Origin of the sequence: Streptococcus suis (assembly GCF_046032515.1) — a bacterium.
Classification (GTDB): domain Bacteria; phylum Bacillota; class Bacilli; order Lactobacillales; family Streptococcaceae; genus Streptococcus; species Streptococcus suis_AL.
In genome coordinates this window covers 1-15,965 of record NZ_JARQPJ010000021.1, presented here as the reverse complement: position 1 = coordinate 15,965, position 15,965 = coordinate 1, and the positions used below count along the sequence as shown (strand labels likewise).

General features: G+C 43.0%; 15 protein-coding genes and 1 pseudogene. 1 reads left to right on the top strand and 15 read right to left on the bottom strand.

The genetic code is table 11. The features are described 5' to 3' along the window. Positions 1 to 15: 15 nt before the first annotated feature. From fabZ to P7J49_RS09110, 11 genes are all read right to left on the bottom strand, one after another. Positions 16 to 438: a 3-hydroxyacyl-ACP dehydratase FabZ gene (fabZ, locus tag P7J49_RS09160; protein ID WP_172056019.1), complete on the bottom strand. Its 423-nt coding sequence runs from the start codon at positions 436 to 438 to the stop codon at positions 16 to 18. Further along, on the bottom strand, positions 435 to 911 hold the full coding sequence (gene accB, locus P7J49_RS09155) for an acetyl-CoA carboxylase biotin carboxyl carrier protein (RefSeq protein WP_408570502.1): 477 nt from the start codon (positions 909 to 911) through the stop codon (positions 435 to 437). Before accB ends, fabZ begins: the two co-directional genes overlap by 4 nt. Beyond that, positions 912 to 2,147 carry a beta-ketoacyl-ACP synthase II gene (gene fabF / locus P7J49_RS09150; protein ID WP_408570501.1) on the bottom strand — a complete coding sequence of 412 codons (1,236 nt, stop codon included), beginning with the start codon at positions 2,145 to 2,147 and terminating at the stop codon, positions 912 to 914. 13 nt (positions 2,148 to 2,160) lie between these two features. Continuing rightward, entirely contained in the window at positions 2,161 to 2,895 is a 735-nt protein-coding gene (gene fabG, locus P7J49_RS09145; RefSeq protein ID WP_408570500.1) for a 3-oxoacyl-[acyl-carrier-protein] reductase, read from the bottom strand. Between the two features lie 9 nt (positions 2,896 to 2,904). Next, positions 2,905 to 3,825, bottom strand: coding sequence for an ACP S-malonyltransferase (fabD, locus tag P7J49_RS09140; protein ID WP_408570499.1), 921 nt, complete (start codon positions 3,823 to 3,825; stop codon positions 2,905 to 2,907). A 1-nt stretch (position 3,826) separates the two neighbouring features. Beyond that, positions 3,827 to 4,792 (bottom strand): enoyl-[acyl-carrier-protein] reductase FabK, encoded by a 966-nt coding sequence (gene fabK, locus P7J49_RS09135; protein WP_408570498.1) that lies wholly within the window; start codon positions 4,790 to 4,792, stop codon positions 3,827 to 3,829. Positions 4,793 to 4,962: 170 nt separating this feature from the next. Next, positions 4,963 to 5,187 (bottom strand): acyl carrier protein, encoded by a 225-nt coding sequence (locus tag P7J49_RS09130; protein WP_002938891.1) that lies wholly within the window; start codon positions 5,185 to 5,187, stop codon positions 4,963 to 4,965. Positions 5,188 to 5,246: 59 nt separating this feature from the next. Further along, positions 5,247 to 6,224, bottom strand: a complete 978-nt coding sequence (locus tag P7J49_RS09125) for a beta-ketoacyl-ACP synthase III (RefSeq protein WP_105149216.1) — start codon at positions 6,222 to 6,224, stop codon at positions 5,247 to 5,249. After that, a complete protein-coding gene (locus P7J49_RS09120; RefSeq protein WP_012775319.1) occupies positions 6,221 to 6,655 on the bottom strand; it encodes a MarR family winged helix-turn-helix transcriptional regulator in 435 nt (144 codons plus the stop codon). Before P7J49_RS09120 ends, P7J49_RS09125 begins: the two co-directional genes overlap by 4 nt. 79 nt (positions 6,656 to 6,734) lie before the next feature. Beyond that, entirely contained in the window at positions 6,735 to 7,526 is a 792-nt protein-coding gene (locus tag P7J49_RS09115; RefSeq protein WP_408570497.1) for an enoyl-CoA hydratase, read from the bottom strand. Between the two features lie 438 nt (positions 7,527 to 7,964). After that, entirely contained in the window at positions 7,965 to 8,606 is a 642-nt protein-coding gene (locus P7J49_RS09110) for an HAD family hydrolase (protein ID WP_408570496.1), read from the bottom strand. A gap of 175 nt (positions 8,607 to 8,781) precedes the next feature. On the opposite strand from P7J49_RS09110, the gene P7J49_RS09105 reads away from it, so the two are divergent. Then, positions 8,782 to 10,137 carry an aspartate kinase gene (locus P7J49_RS09105; protein WP_002942489.1) on the top strand — a complete coding sequence of 452 codons (1,356 nt, stop codon included), beginning with the start codon at positions 8,782 to 8,784 and terminating at the stop codon, positions 10,135 to 10,137. Between the two features lie 1,070 nt (positions 10,138 to 11,207). On the opposite strand, the gene alr is transcribed toward P7J49_RS09105, so the two are convergent. The 4 genes and pseudogenes from alr to P7J49_RS09085 all read right to left on the bottom strand — a co-directional run. Continuing rightward, positions 11,208 to 12,311 (bottom strand): alanine racemase, encoded by a 1,104-nt coding sequence (alr, locus tag P7J49_RS09100; RefSeq protein ID WP_408570495.1) that lies wholly within the window; start codon positions 12,309 to 12,311, stop codon positions 11,208 to 11,210. After that, positions 12,304 to 12,663 (bottom strand): holo-ACP synthase, encoded by a 360-nt coding sequence (gene acpS, locus P7J49_RS09095; protein WP_012027718.1) that lies wholly within the window; start codon positions 12,661 to 12,663, stop codon positions 12,304 to 12,306. Before acpS ends, alr begins: the two co-directional genes overlap by 8 nt. 114 nt (positions 12,664 to 12,777) lie before the next feature. After that, positions 12,778 to 15,303 (bottom strand): preprotein translocase subunit SecA, encoded by a 2,526-nt coding sequence (gene secA, locus P7J49_RS09090; RefSeq protein ID WP_002942480.1) that lies wholly within the window; start codon positions 15,301 to 15,303, stop codon positions 12,778 to 12,780. A gap of 422 nt (positions 15,304 to 15,725) precedes the next feature. Beyond that, positions 15,726 to 15,965, bottom strand: a pseudogene (locus P7J49_RS09085) (ISLre2 family transposase); the annotation flags it as partial.

Genomic DNA, 15,965 nt, shown 5'->3' with positions numbered 1-15,965 from the left:
ATCTCCTTTTAAATATTATCTGCCAATAGCAAAAGTCAACACTCCAGACGCAGCCAGTTTCCCATCCACCTCTGCCTTTGCCTCAACGACCGCAATGGTTCCACGGCGTTTGACAAATTTAGCTGTCATGATCAACTGGTCACCAGGTACAACTTGTTTCTTAAATTTAACCTTGTCCATGCCGGCATAAAAGACCAGCTTGCCCTTGTTTTCTTCCTTTGATAACTCCAAGACACCTGCGGTTTGAGCCAAAGCCTCCATGATGAGAACACCTGGCATAACAGGATAGTCTGGGAAATGCCCGTTGAAGAAGGGCTCGTTAATGGTCACATTTTTGAGGGCGACAATCTCATCTTCCGATACTTCAAGGACACGATCGACCAGGAGCATAGGGTAGCGATGAGGAAGAGCCTCTTTAATTTTCAAAATATCAATCATTTGATGCGTACCAATCCTTGTCCAAATTCTACAACGTCCTGATTGGCCACCAAAATCTCTGTGACCACACCGTCACGATCCGCTGGCACTTCGTTCATGACCTTCATGGCTTCGATAATCATGAGGGTCTGCCCTTTTTTGACCGTGTCACCTACCGCCACAAAGGCTGGCTTGTCAGGGGCTGGCGACAAATAAGCCACCCCGACCAAGGGACTTTCCATTACCGCACCTTCTGCCGCAGGGGCTGAGCTGGCTTCTACTGGAGCTGGCTCACTCATTTCAACTGCTGGCACAGGGGCTGGGCTTGCAGGAGCTACTGGAGCAAGCGGAGCTTCTACGATTGCACTCGGAGCCGCTGTCGCCTGCTGGTTTTTACTGAAATGCAAGGTTTCCCCAGCATTGCTATATGAAAATTCTCGCAAACTTGACTGATCAAACTGACTCATCAGGTCCTTAATTTCTGTAATATTCACTTAGGCCTCCCAACGCTTGAAGGCAATCACCGAATTGTGACCTCCAAAGCCAAATGTATTTGAAATGGCATGGCGGATTTCCATGTCACGACCTTGACCGTAGATGACATCCGCCTCAATGTAATCAGACAATTCCGTCGTACCAGCTGTCTTTGGTGCGTAAGAGTGACGCATAGCTTCAATAACCGCTGCCGCCTCAACTGCACCCGCTGCTCCCAACAAGTGACCTGTGAAGGACTTGGTGGAAGAAACTGGCGTGTTCTTGCCGAAGACGGATACGATAGCTTGACTTTCCCCTTTTTCATTAGCCGGTGTCGAAGTTCCATGGGCATTGATGTAGTCAATGTCTGCTGGCTCTAAACCTGCTTCTGAAATAGCCAACTTCATGGCCTTAATAGCACCCAGACCTTCTGGATGTGGAGACGTCATGTGGTGGGCATCGCAGGTATTTCCATAACCAACAATTTCAGCCAAGATAGTTGCCCCACGTGCTTCTGCGTGTTCCAAGCTTTCCAAGACCAAGACAGCAGCCCCTTCTCCCATAACAAAACCATTGCGGTCCTTGTCAAATGGAATGGAAGCTCGACTTGGATCATCTGTTGTAGACATGGCCGTCAAGGCTTGGAAGCCACCGATTGCAAAAGGCGTAATAGCTGCTTCTGAGCCACCTGCCAGCATGACATCTTGGAAACCAAACTTGATTTCACGGAAGGCTTCTCCCAAGGCATCGTTGGATGAAGCACAGGCTGTGATGACACACTTGCAGACACCATTGGCACCGACCTGCATGGCAATATTTCCAGCAGCCATGTTTGGCAAGGCCTTTGGAAGAGCCATGGGACGAATACGTTTTGGTCCCTTTTCGTTCATACGAGCCACTTGCTCTTCAATTTCCAAAATACCACCGATACCTGTTGATAAGATAACGCCAAAACGGTCACTGTCAACCGCTTCTGTATTGAGATTGGCATTGGCTACGGCCTCTCGAGCCGCATAAAGAGCATAGAGTGAGTAGTTATCGTAGCGATTTGTATCTTTTTTTACAAAATATTTATCAAAAGGAAAATCCTTAATTTCGGCCGCATTATGAACAGAGTATTCACTAGTGTCAAACTTGGTAATCTTTCCGATTCCAATCTTACCATTGACCAGGCTATCCCAGAATTCCTCTGGCGTATTGCCAATTGGCGATGTCAGACCGTAGCCTGTCACTACTACACGATTTAATTTTGTCATTTTCAAACCTCTCTTATTGCATGGTCAAGCCGCCGTCAACCGCAATCACTTGTCCAGTTAGATATTCTTGCTTCGCCAAGAAGACAGCTACATCCGCAACTTCTTCCGTCAAGCCAAAGCGTTTCATAGGAATTTGCCCCAACATGGCATCCTTGATTTTATCAGACAGAACATCTGTCATATCTGACTGGATAAAGCCTGGTGCGATAGCATTGACACGAACATTGCGACTAGCGACTTCACGGGCAATGGATTTTGTAAAGCCGATAACACCTGCCTTAGAAGCAGCATAGTTGGCCTGACCGGCATTCCCTGTCAAACCGACCACACTGGAAAGGTTGATAATAGCACCCTCACGAGCCTTTGTCATTGGTTTCAAAACAGCCTGCGTCATATTAAAAGTTCCAGTAAGATTTACCTTCAGAACCGTATCAAAATCCTCTTCTGTCATACGAAGAGCCATGCCGTCTTTGGTAATCCCTGCATTGTTGACCAAAATATCGACGCTACCGAGGGTTTCGATAGCTTCTGCCACCATTCGTTTGGCATCTTCCGCGCTTGAAATATCTCCTGAAATAGCTAGGACTTTCACACCGTAATCTGCAAAGCTATCCAGCAAGTCCTGGCCTAGCTGACCACGACCATTTAGCACCACATTGGCACCAAGGCTAGCAAACTTATGGGCAATGGCCAAGCCGATTCCACGACTTGAACCCGTCACAAACACATTTTTATTGGTAAGTTCCATGATTTCTCCTTATTGGCTAGTCAACAAGTCTGTTAGACTTGCCACATCTTCTACTGTCACAACCTCAGCTGTCTTATCAATTTTCTTGATAAAGCCTGCCAAGACCTTTCCTGGACCGATTTCGATAAATTTGGTCACACCAGCTTCCTGCATGGTTGCGATTGACTCATAAAAACGGACTGGTTCCATCACTTGACGGGTCAAGAGGGACTTGATGTCCTCTTTTTTCATGACCTTGGCTTCCGTATTACCGACCAACTCTACTTGGAAGTCCGAAAATTCCACCTGCTCCAAGGCCTGAGCCAATTGCTCCGACGCTGGACGCAAGAGAGCCGTATGGAAAGGCCCCGACACATTGAGGGGAATCATGCGTTTGACACCCGCCGCCTTTAAGGCTTCCACCGCCTCATCCACTGCAGCCACCTCGCCTCCGATAACGATTTGGGCTGGTGTATTGTAGTTGGCTGGGGAAACAATCCCAGAGGTAACAGTCGAACAGATTTCTTCAATCAAGTTGACATCTGTGTTGAGGACAGCGACCATCTTACCAGTCCCTGCTGGCGCAGCCGTTTCCATAAACTCACCACGCTTAGCAATCAGGGCAATAGCATCTTCAAAGGCCAAGGCATCGGAGGCAACCAAGGCTGCATATTCTCCCAAGGACAAACCAGCCACCATGTCGGGTTTTATCCCTTTTTCTGCCAACAAACGATAAATGGCAAGTGAGGTTGTCAAAATCGCAGGCTGGGTATAGCGGGTCTGGTTGAGCTCGTCTTCCCGATGGTCAATCAAGTCCCGCACATCATAACCCAGAATCTGACTAGCCTGGTCGTAAGTTTCCTTAACAATGGGATAGGTGTCATAGAGGTCACGGGCCATACCGAGTGTCTGGGCTCCCTGACCTGCAAATAGAAAGGCTGTTTTTGTCATCTTATTCTCCAACCGAAGCCCAACGGCTTGCCTCTTCTCTAATCACTTTGGCTGCTCCATAATAGATGTCTTTCAAAATTTCTTCACAGGTTTCTTCTTTAGTCACCAAACCAGCAATCTGACCTGCCATAACTGAACCATTGACCACATCGCCGTCCACAACGGCATTGCGAAGGGCACCTGCACCCAGTTCTTCAATGGATTCTGCTGAAATTTTCCCAGCTAAGAAGTCTTTTTCTGCAGCTGCATAGGCTGTCGAAAGCTTGTTCTTAATCGCACGCACCGAGTGGCCTACCACTGAGGCAGAAACAGTCGTGTCAATATCCTTAGCCTTAAGGACCTTTTCCTTGTAAGCTGGGTGGGCGTTGGATTCTTTTGCTACTACAAAACGAGTTCCAACTTGCACCGCTTCTGCACCCAACATGAATGCTGCCGCTGCACCTGCACCATCTGCAATACCTCCAGCAGCAATAACAGGAATAGATACGGCTTCAACAACCTGACGAACCAAGGTCATGGTGGTCAATTTACCAATATGGCCTCCGGCTTCCATACCTTCAGCAATAACAGCATCTACCCCTAATTTTTCCATGCGTTTCGCAAGGGCTACACTTGGTACAACAGGAATAACTGTAATCCCTGCAGCATGGAGACGTTCCATATACTTCCCTGGATTTCCTGCTCCTGTAGTGACAACTTTCACACCTTCTTCGATGACCAAGTCAACAATGTCATCCGCAAAAGGAGACAAAAGCATGATATTGACACCGAAAGGCTTGTCCGTGATAGATTTAACCTTGTCAATATTTGCCTTGACCACCTCTTTGGGAGCATTTCCTCCACCGATGATTCCTAGACCACCTGCATTAGATACGGCACCAGCCAAATCTCCATCAGCTACCCAAGCCATACCACCTTGAAAAATTGGATACTTAATATCGAGCAATTCTGTTATTTTCGTCTTCATAATTCCCTCATCTTTTTTTCTTGCTTACCTAATCATTTGAATATCAAATCATTAGGTAAACAAGTGAAGGGTTGCCCCCTCACTCAAAAAATACTTTGATATCTCAATGTTTTGATTATCAAAGTATTTAGCTTAAGAAAAATGCTAAATAGCACTTTCCTTAACAATCATTATTTTGTTTTTTCTTCAACATAAGCAACCAAATCGCCTACAGTTGTCAAACCTTCTTCAGTATCGATTTGAATATCGAAGGCATCTTCGATTTCAGAGATAACTTGGAAAAGATCCAATGAATCTGCGTCCAAATCTTCAAATGTTGTTGTAAGGGTTACTTCTTCAGCATCCTTACCCAATTCTTCAACGATGATTTCCTGTACTTTTTCAAATACTGCCATGATATGTGTCTCCTTTTGGAAAATAAAATATTTTAATCTTGCCTAGGGCAAGGAATTAACTAAAGTTGTAAGAGTAGAGTTCCCCATGTGAGGCCTCCACCGAAACCAGCCATGAGAACAATCTGGCTTCCATCCAATCGCAACATCCCGCTCTCTACACATTCTGATAAGAGAATGGGAAGACTTGCTGCGCTGGTATTGCCATATTTATCCATATTTGCTGGAAATTTTTCACGCGCCACTCCCAATTTACGAGCCATCTTATCTAAGATACGTATATTGGCTTGATGGAGCAAGAAATAATCAACGCAATCCACAGTCATATCAGCTTGTTCTAGCAGCTCTGCCATGGTTGCCGTAACATCCCTCGTAGCAAATTCAAATATAGCTCTGCCCTCCATTTGGATAAAGGGTTGCTGACGGCTTTGTGTCGAGAATGGCGTCTCTTTCTGATCTATCCCTGCTGTCAGACTAGCCCCTCGACTGCCATCCGTTCGCAAGATTTCTGCTAAAAAGCTCGGTTGTTCACACGCTTCCAGCAAAACTCCTCCAGCACCATCTCCAAATAAAACAGCCGTTGATCGATCCGACCAGTCGACAGACCTAGATAGGGTCTCAGCTCCAATGACAAGTCCTCTCTTATAGACTCCTGAAGCAAGCAATTTTTCTGCTGTTGATAGCGCAAAAACAAATCCTGAACAAGCTGCAACGAGATCATAGGCGAAAGCCTTTTTCGCGCCAATTGCCGCTTGAACCATAGCTGCCGTAGATGGCATTGAAGCATCTGGAGTAATCGTTGCTACGATGATGAAATCAATTTCACTAGCATCTAGCTGAGACTTTTCCAGTAATTTTCTAGCCACTTGACTAGCCAAATCACTCGTCGTCTCTCCAGTAACAATGTGCCGTTGACCGATACCTGTACGGCTACGAATCCACTCATCACTGGTCTCCATTCGTTGAGCCAAATCATCATTGGTCACAATCTTCTTCGGAAGATAGTGGGCCACCTGACTGATTTTAGCATGGTTTCTCATTTCAAATCCTCCAAGAAGTGATAGAGTTTCATGAGTCCTTTCTTCATTACCTGATACTCTGCATCATCCATACCATCTGTAATCTGCTTCACCATTTCATTGTGAAATCGTTGATGCAAACGATAGACTAGTCGACCTTTTTTGGTCAGATAGAGATGAACAACTCGCCGATCTTTGGTCGAACGAATACGCTCAACATATCCTTTTCTTTCCAAATTATTCAAGCTAGTTGTAACAGTACCTAAGGTTACCATCAAAGTCCGAGCAACATCACTCGGAGTAGCACCATCAATACTTCCTATCACATCAATCGTGTGCATTTCCTTAATCGAAATATCATTGAATCGGCTACCACGCAGACTTGTTTCTTCAATCACCAACACATTATTAAAAATGGCCGTTAGATATTCATTTACTTTTGGATCTTCCAAAACAGGCCTCCTTTACTTTGATAGTCAAAGTATAAACCATAAAACTTTGATTGTCAAACATTTTTTACTAATTCAAAAATTAATCTCCCGTAAACACTGGTCTACGTCGTTCTGCATGCGCTCGAACTCCCTCTTTAAAATCCTCTTTATAGGCCAATGTTTCTTGCAAATCCAGCTCTAATCGGCGATAAGACTCCCAGTCTTTAAATTGACTTTCCCATGTCAGTTGTTTGATTGCTGCATAAGAATTTACTGAGCCTCGCAAGAGTTTTTTTATGAGCTGGGCAACCGTCTTTTCTAGTTTTTCTGGCTCTGCCAATTTATAAATAATCCCATATTCTAAAGCCTTATCCGCTGATAAGCCCTCTCCAGTCATCGCCAAGTGACTAGCACGATTTGCCCCAATAGCACGACTCAGTAGAAAGAGCCCCCCCGCATCCGGCGCAAGTCCAACACCTACAAAGGCTTGGATGAATTTTGTCTTGCTGGAGGCAATAACAAAATCAGCTGCCACTGCCATATTAGCCGCGGCTCCAGCCACTGCCCCATCTGTCACCATAATGACTACTTTAGACAATTTCTTCATCGCAAACGAAATATCATTCACCAGCTCTGCTATTTTTACCAAAGAAGCAATATCATCATCATCAACTGCACGCTTCATCTCAACTAAATCTCCACCTACGGAGAAAATGGAACCCTGTGCTTGAATTTGTAAAATTTTGACGGAGGCATCCCCTTCTGCAAGGCGGATTGCTTCTAAGATTTCTTCACACATAGGAATATTAAAACCATTTGCCACTTCCGGTCTGTTTAAAGTTAGAATCGCTACGGAATCAATTACTTCATAACGAATTGTTTGGTAGGTCATTCCCTTGCTCCTTTCAAAATAGTTTGATAATTAAAAGATTTGAATATCAAACTTCAAATTCTTGTTTTCCATTGTAACACAGTTTTTATAATTGTCACTTTTTTTCTAGCAAGGAAAGTGTGACGTCCGAAAAAGAGGAGGGCTATCATCGAAATATAAAATTTAGATATGCTAGAAAATAACGTGTCTAAGAACCTATATTCACACGCAAAGCGCCTTGGCTTTTTTCACTCATCAAGGTAGTTTTTGCGGGAAATACTGACTGTATTTTGAAAAAAACAACCTCAATATGCAAGTCTGAACTGTAAATATAGGCTCTAAGTTCAATTTACAACTTTCATTTTTTCACGTTAATACTTTTGGAAGATCTAACTGGATTCTGAGCTAGAAATACCATTTTTCACGAGAACTGATACTTGGACTAAAATATAACATTTCTTAAAATCGTAGTAAGTCAAAGGCCTCTTCAAGATTGTCTACCAATTTGTCTGCTTTCGACTGATCAATTCCATAATGCTGGTCTCGAATAGCCCAAACTGTCAAACCTGCTTTTTTAGCCGCTTCAATCCCCTTCGCACTATCTTCAAATACTAAAATGTCCGATTTAGCTACTCCTGTTGCACTAGCTGCTTTCATATAAACTGTGGAATCTGGTTTTGGGGCCTCACAATCCATCGCTGAGAAAACATGACTAAAGTGAGAGCGTATACCAGCATCTAGTAAAGCACGTTCGATTTCTGAACGGTCGGTATTTGAAGCCAAAACTACAGGAATACCTTGGATAGTTAGTCTCTCCAATACCGCTTTAACTTCAGGAAAAATCCTCTCTGCATAAGGGGTTGGTCGCTTTTCTTTATACACACGATATTCTTCTTCCAAGGCAGGGACATCCCAGTTATCATAATCATCCCCTAAAATCCGTTGCCAAATTTGACTAGCCCTTCCACCGACAAATATAGATGGTTCCAAATGATCAACCGATAAACCTTTTGTCGCTAAAAAATCCGCTCGACGCTGAAAATAGAATGTTTCTGTATCAAAAAGTACACCATCCATGTCGAAAATAATTGCTTTTACCATACTCGCCTCCTATTACTTTAATTGTAACACAGTTGAAAGAAAAAATGTTTTTCTGAAATTTTCATACTTACCTCTTGTTCGTTTTTCGATAAAATTCTTGGCAAGATTTGTCTGAACATACTGACAATTTCATATCATTCTGCTATAATAGAAAAAAATATCCAAGGAGATGAGAATGAAAGTTATTAAATTTGGAGGAAGCTCACTTGCTTCAGCTGGACAGTTAGAAAAAGTTTTCAATATTGTTCAATCTGATTCAGAACGTCGCTTTGTTGTTGTGTCTGCACCTGGAAAACGCAATGCCGAGGATACTAAAGTTACTGATGCGTTGATTAAATATTATAAAGAATATGTTAACGGAAAAGATGTGACTGCCAGTCAAGAATGGATCATCAACCGTTATCAAGCAATGGTTGACGAACTTGGTTTCACAGCTAACAGCATGAAGAAAATCGCAGACAGCATCATCTCTTTGGCCAGCCTACCAATTGATGATAACGAATTCCTTTACGACGCATTCTTAGCAGCTGGTGAAGATAATAATGCCAAATTGATTGCCGAATATTTTACCCACAGAGGATTGCCTGCACGCTATGTCCATCCTAAAAAAGCTGGTATTATCGTCAGCTCCGAACCAGGAAATGCTCGCATTTTGCCTTCAAGTTATGACAAAATCGAAGAGCTTCGTGATACAGATGAAGTACTCATTATCCCAGGATTCTTCGGTGTAACTGTTGATAACCAGATTTGTACCTTCTCACGAGGTGGATCGGATATTACAGGTTCCATCATTGCTGCCGGGGTTAAGGCTGACCTCTATGAAAACTTTACAGATGTCGATGGTATTTTTGCTGCCCATCCTGGCATCATTAAAAATCCACATTCAATCAAAGAATTGACCTATCGTGAAATGCGAGAATTAGCTTATGCAGGTTTCTCCGTCCTCCACGATGAAGCTCTCCTTCCTGCCTATCGCGGGCGGATTCCATTGGTTATCAAAAACACCAATAACCCGACTCACCCTGGTACCCGAATTGTACACAAACATACCGAGCAAACGGTTCCTGTTGTCGGTATTGCTGCAGACGACGGTTTTGTCAGCATTAACTTGTCCAAATACTTGATGAACCGTGAAGTTGGTTTTGGTCGCAAGGTATTGCAAATTCTCGAAGATCTCAATATTCGCTGGGAGCACATGCCAACCGGGATTGACGATTTATCCATCGTAGTCCGTGAGCGTGAATTGACTCCTATTAAGGAAGAAGAGATCCTTCGTCAACTCAATACGAAAATGGAAGTTGACAAGGCCGAAATCGAACATGGTTTATCTATTATCATGATTGTTGGTGAAAATATGAAGAGCCATGTCGGTGTAACAGCTACCGCTACCACCGCCCTCTCTAAACAAAACGTCAACTTGGCAATGATTTCACAGGGAGCCAGTGAAGTTTCTGTTATGTTCGTTGTCAAAACCGAAGAAAAGAAACGCGCCCTGCACGCACTCTATGAAGCTTTTTTTAACGAGCAATAATCACAACGAGGTCGGTCAGTTCCCTCTTCATACTCTTCGAAAATCAAAACAGATGTTGTTGACTTGATTTGATGAGTGTCAAGCTCCATTGGAGCTAGTCTGATTTTAATTTTCATTGAGTACCAATTAAAATTTGAATAAACAAAAATAGCTTAGAATCAACGTTTCTGACGATGCAATTCTAAGCTATTTTTTATACTCAATGAAAATCAAAAGTAGCCTAGGAAACGAAGTCCAAGATAGAACTGGAGTTCATCAAGGCAAGTTGACAACGGATAATTTTGATTTTCGAAGAGTATTAGACTTTTTGACCAGCCTCATTATAGTCTTTTAGTTTACTTTTAGTACTCGTTCCAACTATCTGGGAGATAGTTGGAGACTGGGGACAAAGGGAGTGGGAAAGAACTCGACCAAGATAAAAAGAGTCCGTCAACAAGTCTTTATTTCTAGTTGTTGAGCTGAAACAGTCTATCCCCAGACTGTTTCACTCCCACCCCCGCACAGCTCAAACTGTCTGGGAGACAGTTTGAGGTTGGAGATAAGGCGAACTCTGTTCGCATCAGTCGTAGAGGCCAGATTTGGAGTGCAAAACACGAATTGCTGAGATTTGCTTCGCAAATCCTATCTCCAACCTTTAACAGTCCACTGGACTGTTAAAGCCAATCAACCACTGCGCTGAGATGTTGACACGAACTCTGAGTAGTGGTCCTGGACTTTTTGACCAGCCTCATCAAAAGCCACAGGCATAACTCAATGCTTTCTTATTTCTAGATGACCAGCTGATGTACTTCGCTTTTTTGTTTTCAAGCTCATATACGAATAGTCCACTGGACTATTCGTATCCCCCAGATTGCTTGCAAAGCAAGTCACTTTTACAAAATCAGGCAAGGCGAGTTCAAACAATCCAGTGGAGTGTTTGAAGTTGGAAATAAGGAAACGGAGTTTCCTCTTACGTCGAAGTAATAAAAGTCAACTAAATGACGACATTTGTATTATAGACAATATCTAGGTAACGCTTCTCTAATATTTTAGCCTTCTATTCTAGTGAAAGAGGCGGATTATCGTCACGTTTACTCAAAAATTCGAGGTAGGCGATCTGTCAAAAGACAAACCACCTCGTAATTTATGGTTCCGATACGATCAGCCCACTCCTGAACAGAGATCATTTTATCGCCATCTTGACCGATTAGGGTGACTTTTTGACCAAGTGGATAAGCATGAGGTAAACGAATGGTGATCTGGTCCATCGAAATACGCCCTACAATTTCACAGGCCTGCCCATCGACTAAGACTGATAAGCCTTGTAAGCTTCGTACGAGACCATCTGCATATCCTATCGGAACGGTCGCAATCCATTCTGAGTCAGTGCTGTGATAAGTAGCTCCGTAGCCAATTGTTGTGCCAGCTTCAACCTGCTTTACATGAACAATTTCAGATACGAGAGATAAGGCTGGTTGAACCTCAAACGGGAGTTCTAGTACTCGTCCACTTGGATTAAGTCCATAAAGAATGTTTCCCAAACGAACTAGGTTAAATACTGTATCAGTATGCCAAATGCTTGTTGCTGAATTGCTGGCATGAATCCAGCGCGGAGTAATTGGTAGAACATCCAAAAATTCTTTAAAAACAGACAGTTGACTCTCGAAGTGCGCCTGATTAACCTCATCCGCAGTAGCAAAATGAGTATAGACTCCTTCAATGTCATACTCTAATTCTTCAAGGATAGCAATCGCTTGTAGCAAATCGGCTATTTTTCTAAAACCAATCCGCCCCATACCAGTATCTAGCTTAAGATGGACAGTTAGACCAGATAAATCAGCCTCCAAGTCTTTTGCATCTTGCAACCAGTCCAGACTGGCAACTGTCACACTGATATTGAGTTGATGAGCTACTGGTAAAAAACGTACAGGAACCACTCCTAAAATCAAGATAGGGTGCTCGATACCTGCTTTACGTAGCTCTAATGCTTCATCCAAATTCGAAACACAAAAACCAGCTGCTTGACTGGATAACTTTTTCGCTACCGCAACAGCTCCATGACCATAAGCATTCGCCTTAACAACAGCAAATGCTTCGGTCTTAGAGGGCAAGTTGGTCATTACTTGCTCGAAATTTTCCGCAATCGCATCTAAGTTAACCCGAATTTGCGTGGGTCGATGTTCACTTTCAATCATCTTTCTCCTCCAAAATCACACTAGCTTGTACAAAATTTCCTGAATGGCTAATGCTGAGCCAAATATTCCCATCAAAGGGACTCTTCGTCACATAGGGAACTCCTTTGCTGGTATTCAGAATTTCAATATCATGAAATCCTATCTTACCAATACCTGTCCCCAAGGCCTTGGTCAGCGCTTCTTTGGCTGACCAACGTCCAGCTAAATATTCTAACTGACGGCGGCCGGACAGACTTTGATACCGTTCAAATTCTTTCTCTGTGAGAATCTTTTTGGGAAACCCTTGGTGTTTGATTCTGGCACTTTCAATCGCCTCCATCTCCTGAAGGTCAATGCCATGTCCTACTATCATTAATCGGTCTCCTTTTGCATAGTCATTTCATTTATTAAAATAAACGAACTGACTCTAGTGACTTGTCTAAAAATTGCAAAAGGACTGGACAGCCGTCCAGTCCACGCGTCATTCCTATTTACGGCCGTGACAATTTTTAAATTTCTTGCCAGATTGGCATGGGCATGGATCGTTACGATCAACACCTTCAAAAGATACATTCTCCTGAATTGCATGCGATTGGTTCGGCATAATATTCTTAACAGCTGTCGTATGTGCTTCTTGACTTGTGCGCTCACGCTCAATATTGTCATGAATTTGCGCCTTCATCATCAAGCGGGTTACTTCAAACTCGATAGCCCCAATCATATCGTTGAACATAGTAAATGCTTCTGATTGATATTCAACGATTGGATTGTTTTGAGCGTATCCACGAAGACTGACTGCATTGCGCAATTGATCCAAGGCATCAATATGGTCTGTCCATTTGTTATCCACAACACGAAGGATAAGAACTTTCTGGAATTCGCGTACACGTTCTTCATCGCGTAATTTTTTCACTTGCGAATCATAGACTCTCAAAGCACGTTCATAGAGCTCTTCGACAATCTCTTTCTGATTCATTGCTTCAAAAGTAGCTTTACTCAAGGTATCATCGTCAACGAGATTTGCATGCGCAAATTTGATAATTCCATCAATAGCTTCATCTTTCGAACCAAGGAAGTGACCAGCAACTTGGCGTTCAATCGTCCGTTTCATCATCGCTTTGATTTCAGGAGCCAAATCACGGTTAGCAGTAATAACATCCTGGCGTTGGCGATAGATGATTTCACGTTGCTCACGCATCACATCGTCATATTGAAGGACTTGTTTACGTGAATCGTAATTGTTCCCTTCCACACGCTTCTGAGCAGATTCAACTTGACGTGTCAACATTTTAGACTTGATAACGGACTCTTCTTCTGTTAGATTCATACGCTCCATAAATACTTTGATGCGTTCTGAACCAAAGCGTTTCATCAAGTCATCTTCGAGAGATAGATAGAATTGTGATTCACCTGGGTCACCTTGACGACCTGAACGTCCACGAAGCTGGTTATCAATACGACGACTTTCATGGCGCTCAGTACCAATAACACATAGCCCACCAAGTTCACGTACACCTGGACCTAACTTAATATCGGTACCGCGTCCCGCCATGTTGGTCGCAATAGTGACCGCACCACGCTGACCAGCATTCATAATAATCTGCGCTTCACGATAGTGGTTTTTAGCATTCAATACTTCGTGAGGGACACCTGCAGCTACCAATTTTTGAGAAATCAAATCAGAAGTTTCAACCGCAACTGTACCGACCAAGACAGGTTGCCCTTTCTCATAGCGTCTCTTCACATCAGCAATAACGGCATTGAATTTGTATTCTAGACTTGGATAGAGTAAATCTTCGTGGTCAACACGCGCGATTGGGCGGTTAGTTGGGATTGGTACAACACGGATGTTGTAGATTTCACGGAATTCTTCCTCTTCTGTTTTACCAGTACCCGTCATCCCTGATAATTTTTTATACATACGGAAAAGGTTTTGGTAGGTAATAGAGGCACTTGTCTTAGACTCGTTTTGAACCGGTACACCTTCCTTAGCTTCGATGGCTTGGTGAAGTCCATCAGAATAACGACGACCTTCCATCGTACGACCTGTAAATGGGTCGATAATCATGACCTCTTGGTCTTCATTGACCAGATAGTCAATATCATAGGTCATAATGTAGTTGGCACGAAGTGCATTATCCAAGAAATGGGTAATGGCTACATTTTCAATATCGTAGAGGTTATCTAACTTGAAGAACTTCTCTGCTTTGTCAATACCTGAATCAGACAGACCAATCGTTTTAGATGGAATGTCAATGATGTAATCTTCTGTTGTCAAAGATTTAACAAGATTATCTGCCAAGAAATACAACTGGTTTGTTTCAGAACCTTGTGCACCAGATACAATCAACGGCGTACGAGCTTCGTCAATCAAGATTGAGTCAACTTCATCGACCAAGGCATAATTGAGAGGACGTTGAACCATGTCTTCTGCGCGAACAACCATATTGTCTCGGAGGTAGTCAAAACCAATCTCTGAGTTGGTCGAATAAGTAATATCGCAGTTATAGGCCTCACGTTTTTCCAAGGGTGATTTAGCAGCTAAGTTGATACCAACTGATAGACCAAGCCATGAGTACAATTCACCCATTTCAGTCGCATCACGAGTAGAAAGATACTCGTTAACCGTCACTACGTGAACACCTTGACCAGACAAGGCATTCAAATAAACAGGCATCGTTGCAGTCAGAGTTTTACCTTCACCTGTACGCATTTCTGGAACGTCACCGTTGTGAAGAACGATTCCTCCCATAACCTGAACCTTGTAGGGATAGAGGCCCAATACGCGACGAGCTCCTTCGCGGACTACCGCATAAGCTTCGTACAAAAGATCGTCGAGGGATTCACCGTTATTGTATCGCTCCTTAAATTCTGCTGTCTTAGCTTGCAACTGTTCATCAGTCAGCGCTTCCATTTCATCGGCATACGAGAAGACCTTGTCTGCCATTTTCTCAAGTTTTCTTAGCTCTCCCTTATCATTTTCAATGAGAGAACGAAGTACATTTGTTACCATATCATTCATCCTATTTCAATTTTAGTCAATAATATATTGTAGCAGAAAATTAGGCAATTTTCAAGGTTTGACACTAGGATGTATGCGGTAGAATTTTTTAGAATGCCCTGTACTGCATTTTTTGAGGAGAACTAATTACCGAGATGCAAAGAAAAAACTGAACAATTTCTTGCTCAGCCCTTGACAGTGATACCTTTATCCTGTATCATATATTAGAGACTGAGTAAGAAGTAGAGGTTCTTACTCGGTAAGTGGTACGCTGTAGGAGGCGTGCCACTTTTTTTATTCGATTAAGTTAGTTAGATTATAGCACACTTAGGCACACTGTGCAAGTGCCAATCTGAATTTGTACGCAACACAAAAAGCCTTTCGCTGGAAAGGTTATTTATATATATCTTGTTATATATCTTTTTATCTACTTGTCAGAGATTTTTCTTTCCTTCTCTATTGTATAGGTGATGGAGAGTATACTCTCGTTCAACCTGGTTAAGTTTTTGCTTGATTGTCGCAGCTGTAATAGATTCTAGTTCAGCGATCTTTTCATACTCTTCACGCCAGGAGCCGAAAAATAAATCTCTGAGTTGTTCCTCGTGGTTGAGGACTATAATACGACTCATTGTCTCTGCTCCCAAAACGGTCCAATACATGCCACGTTTCTTCAT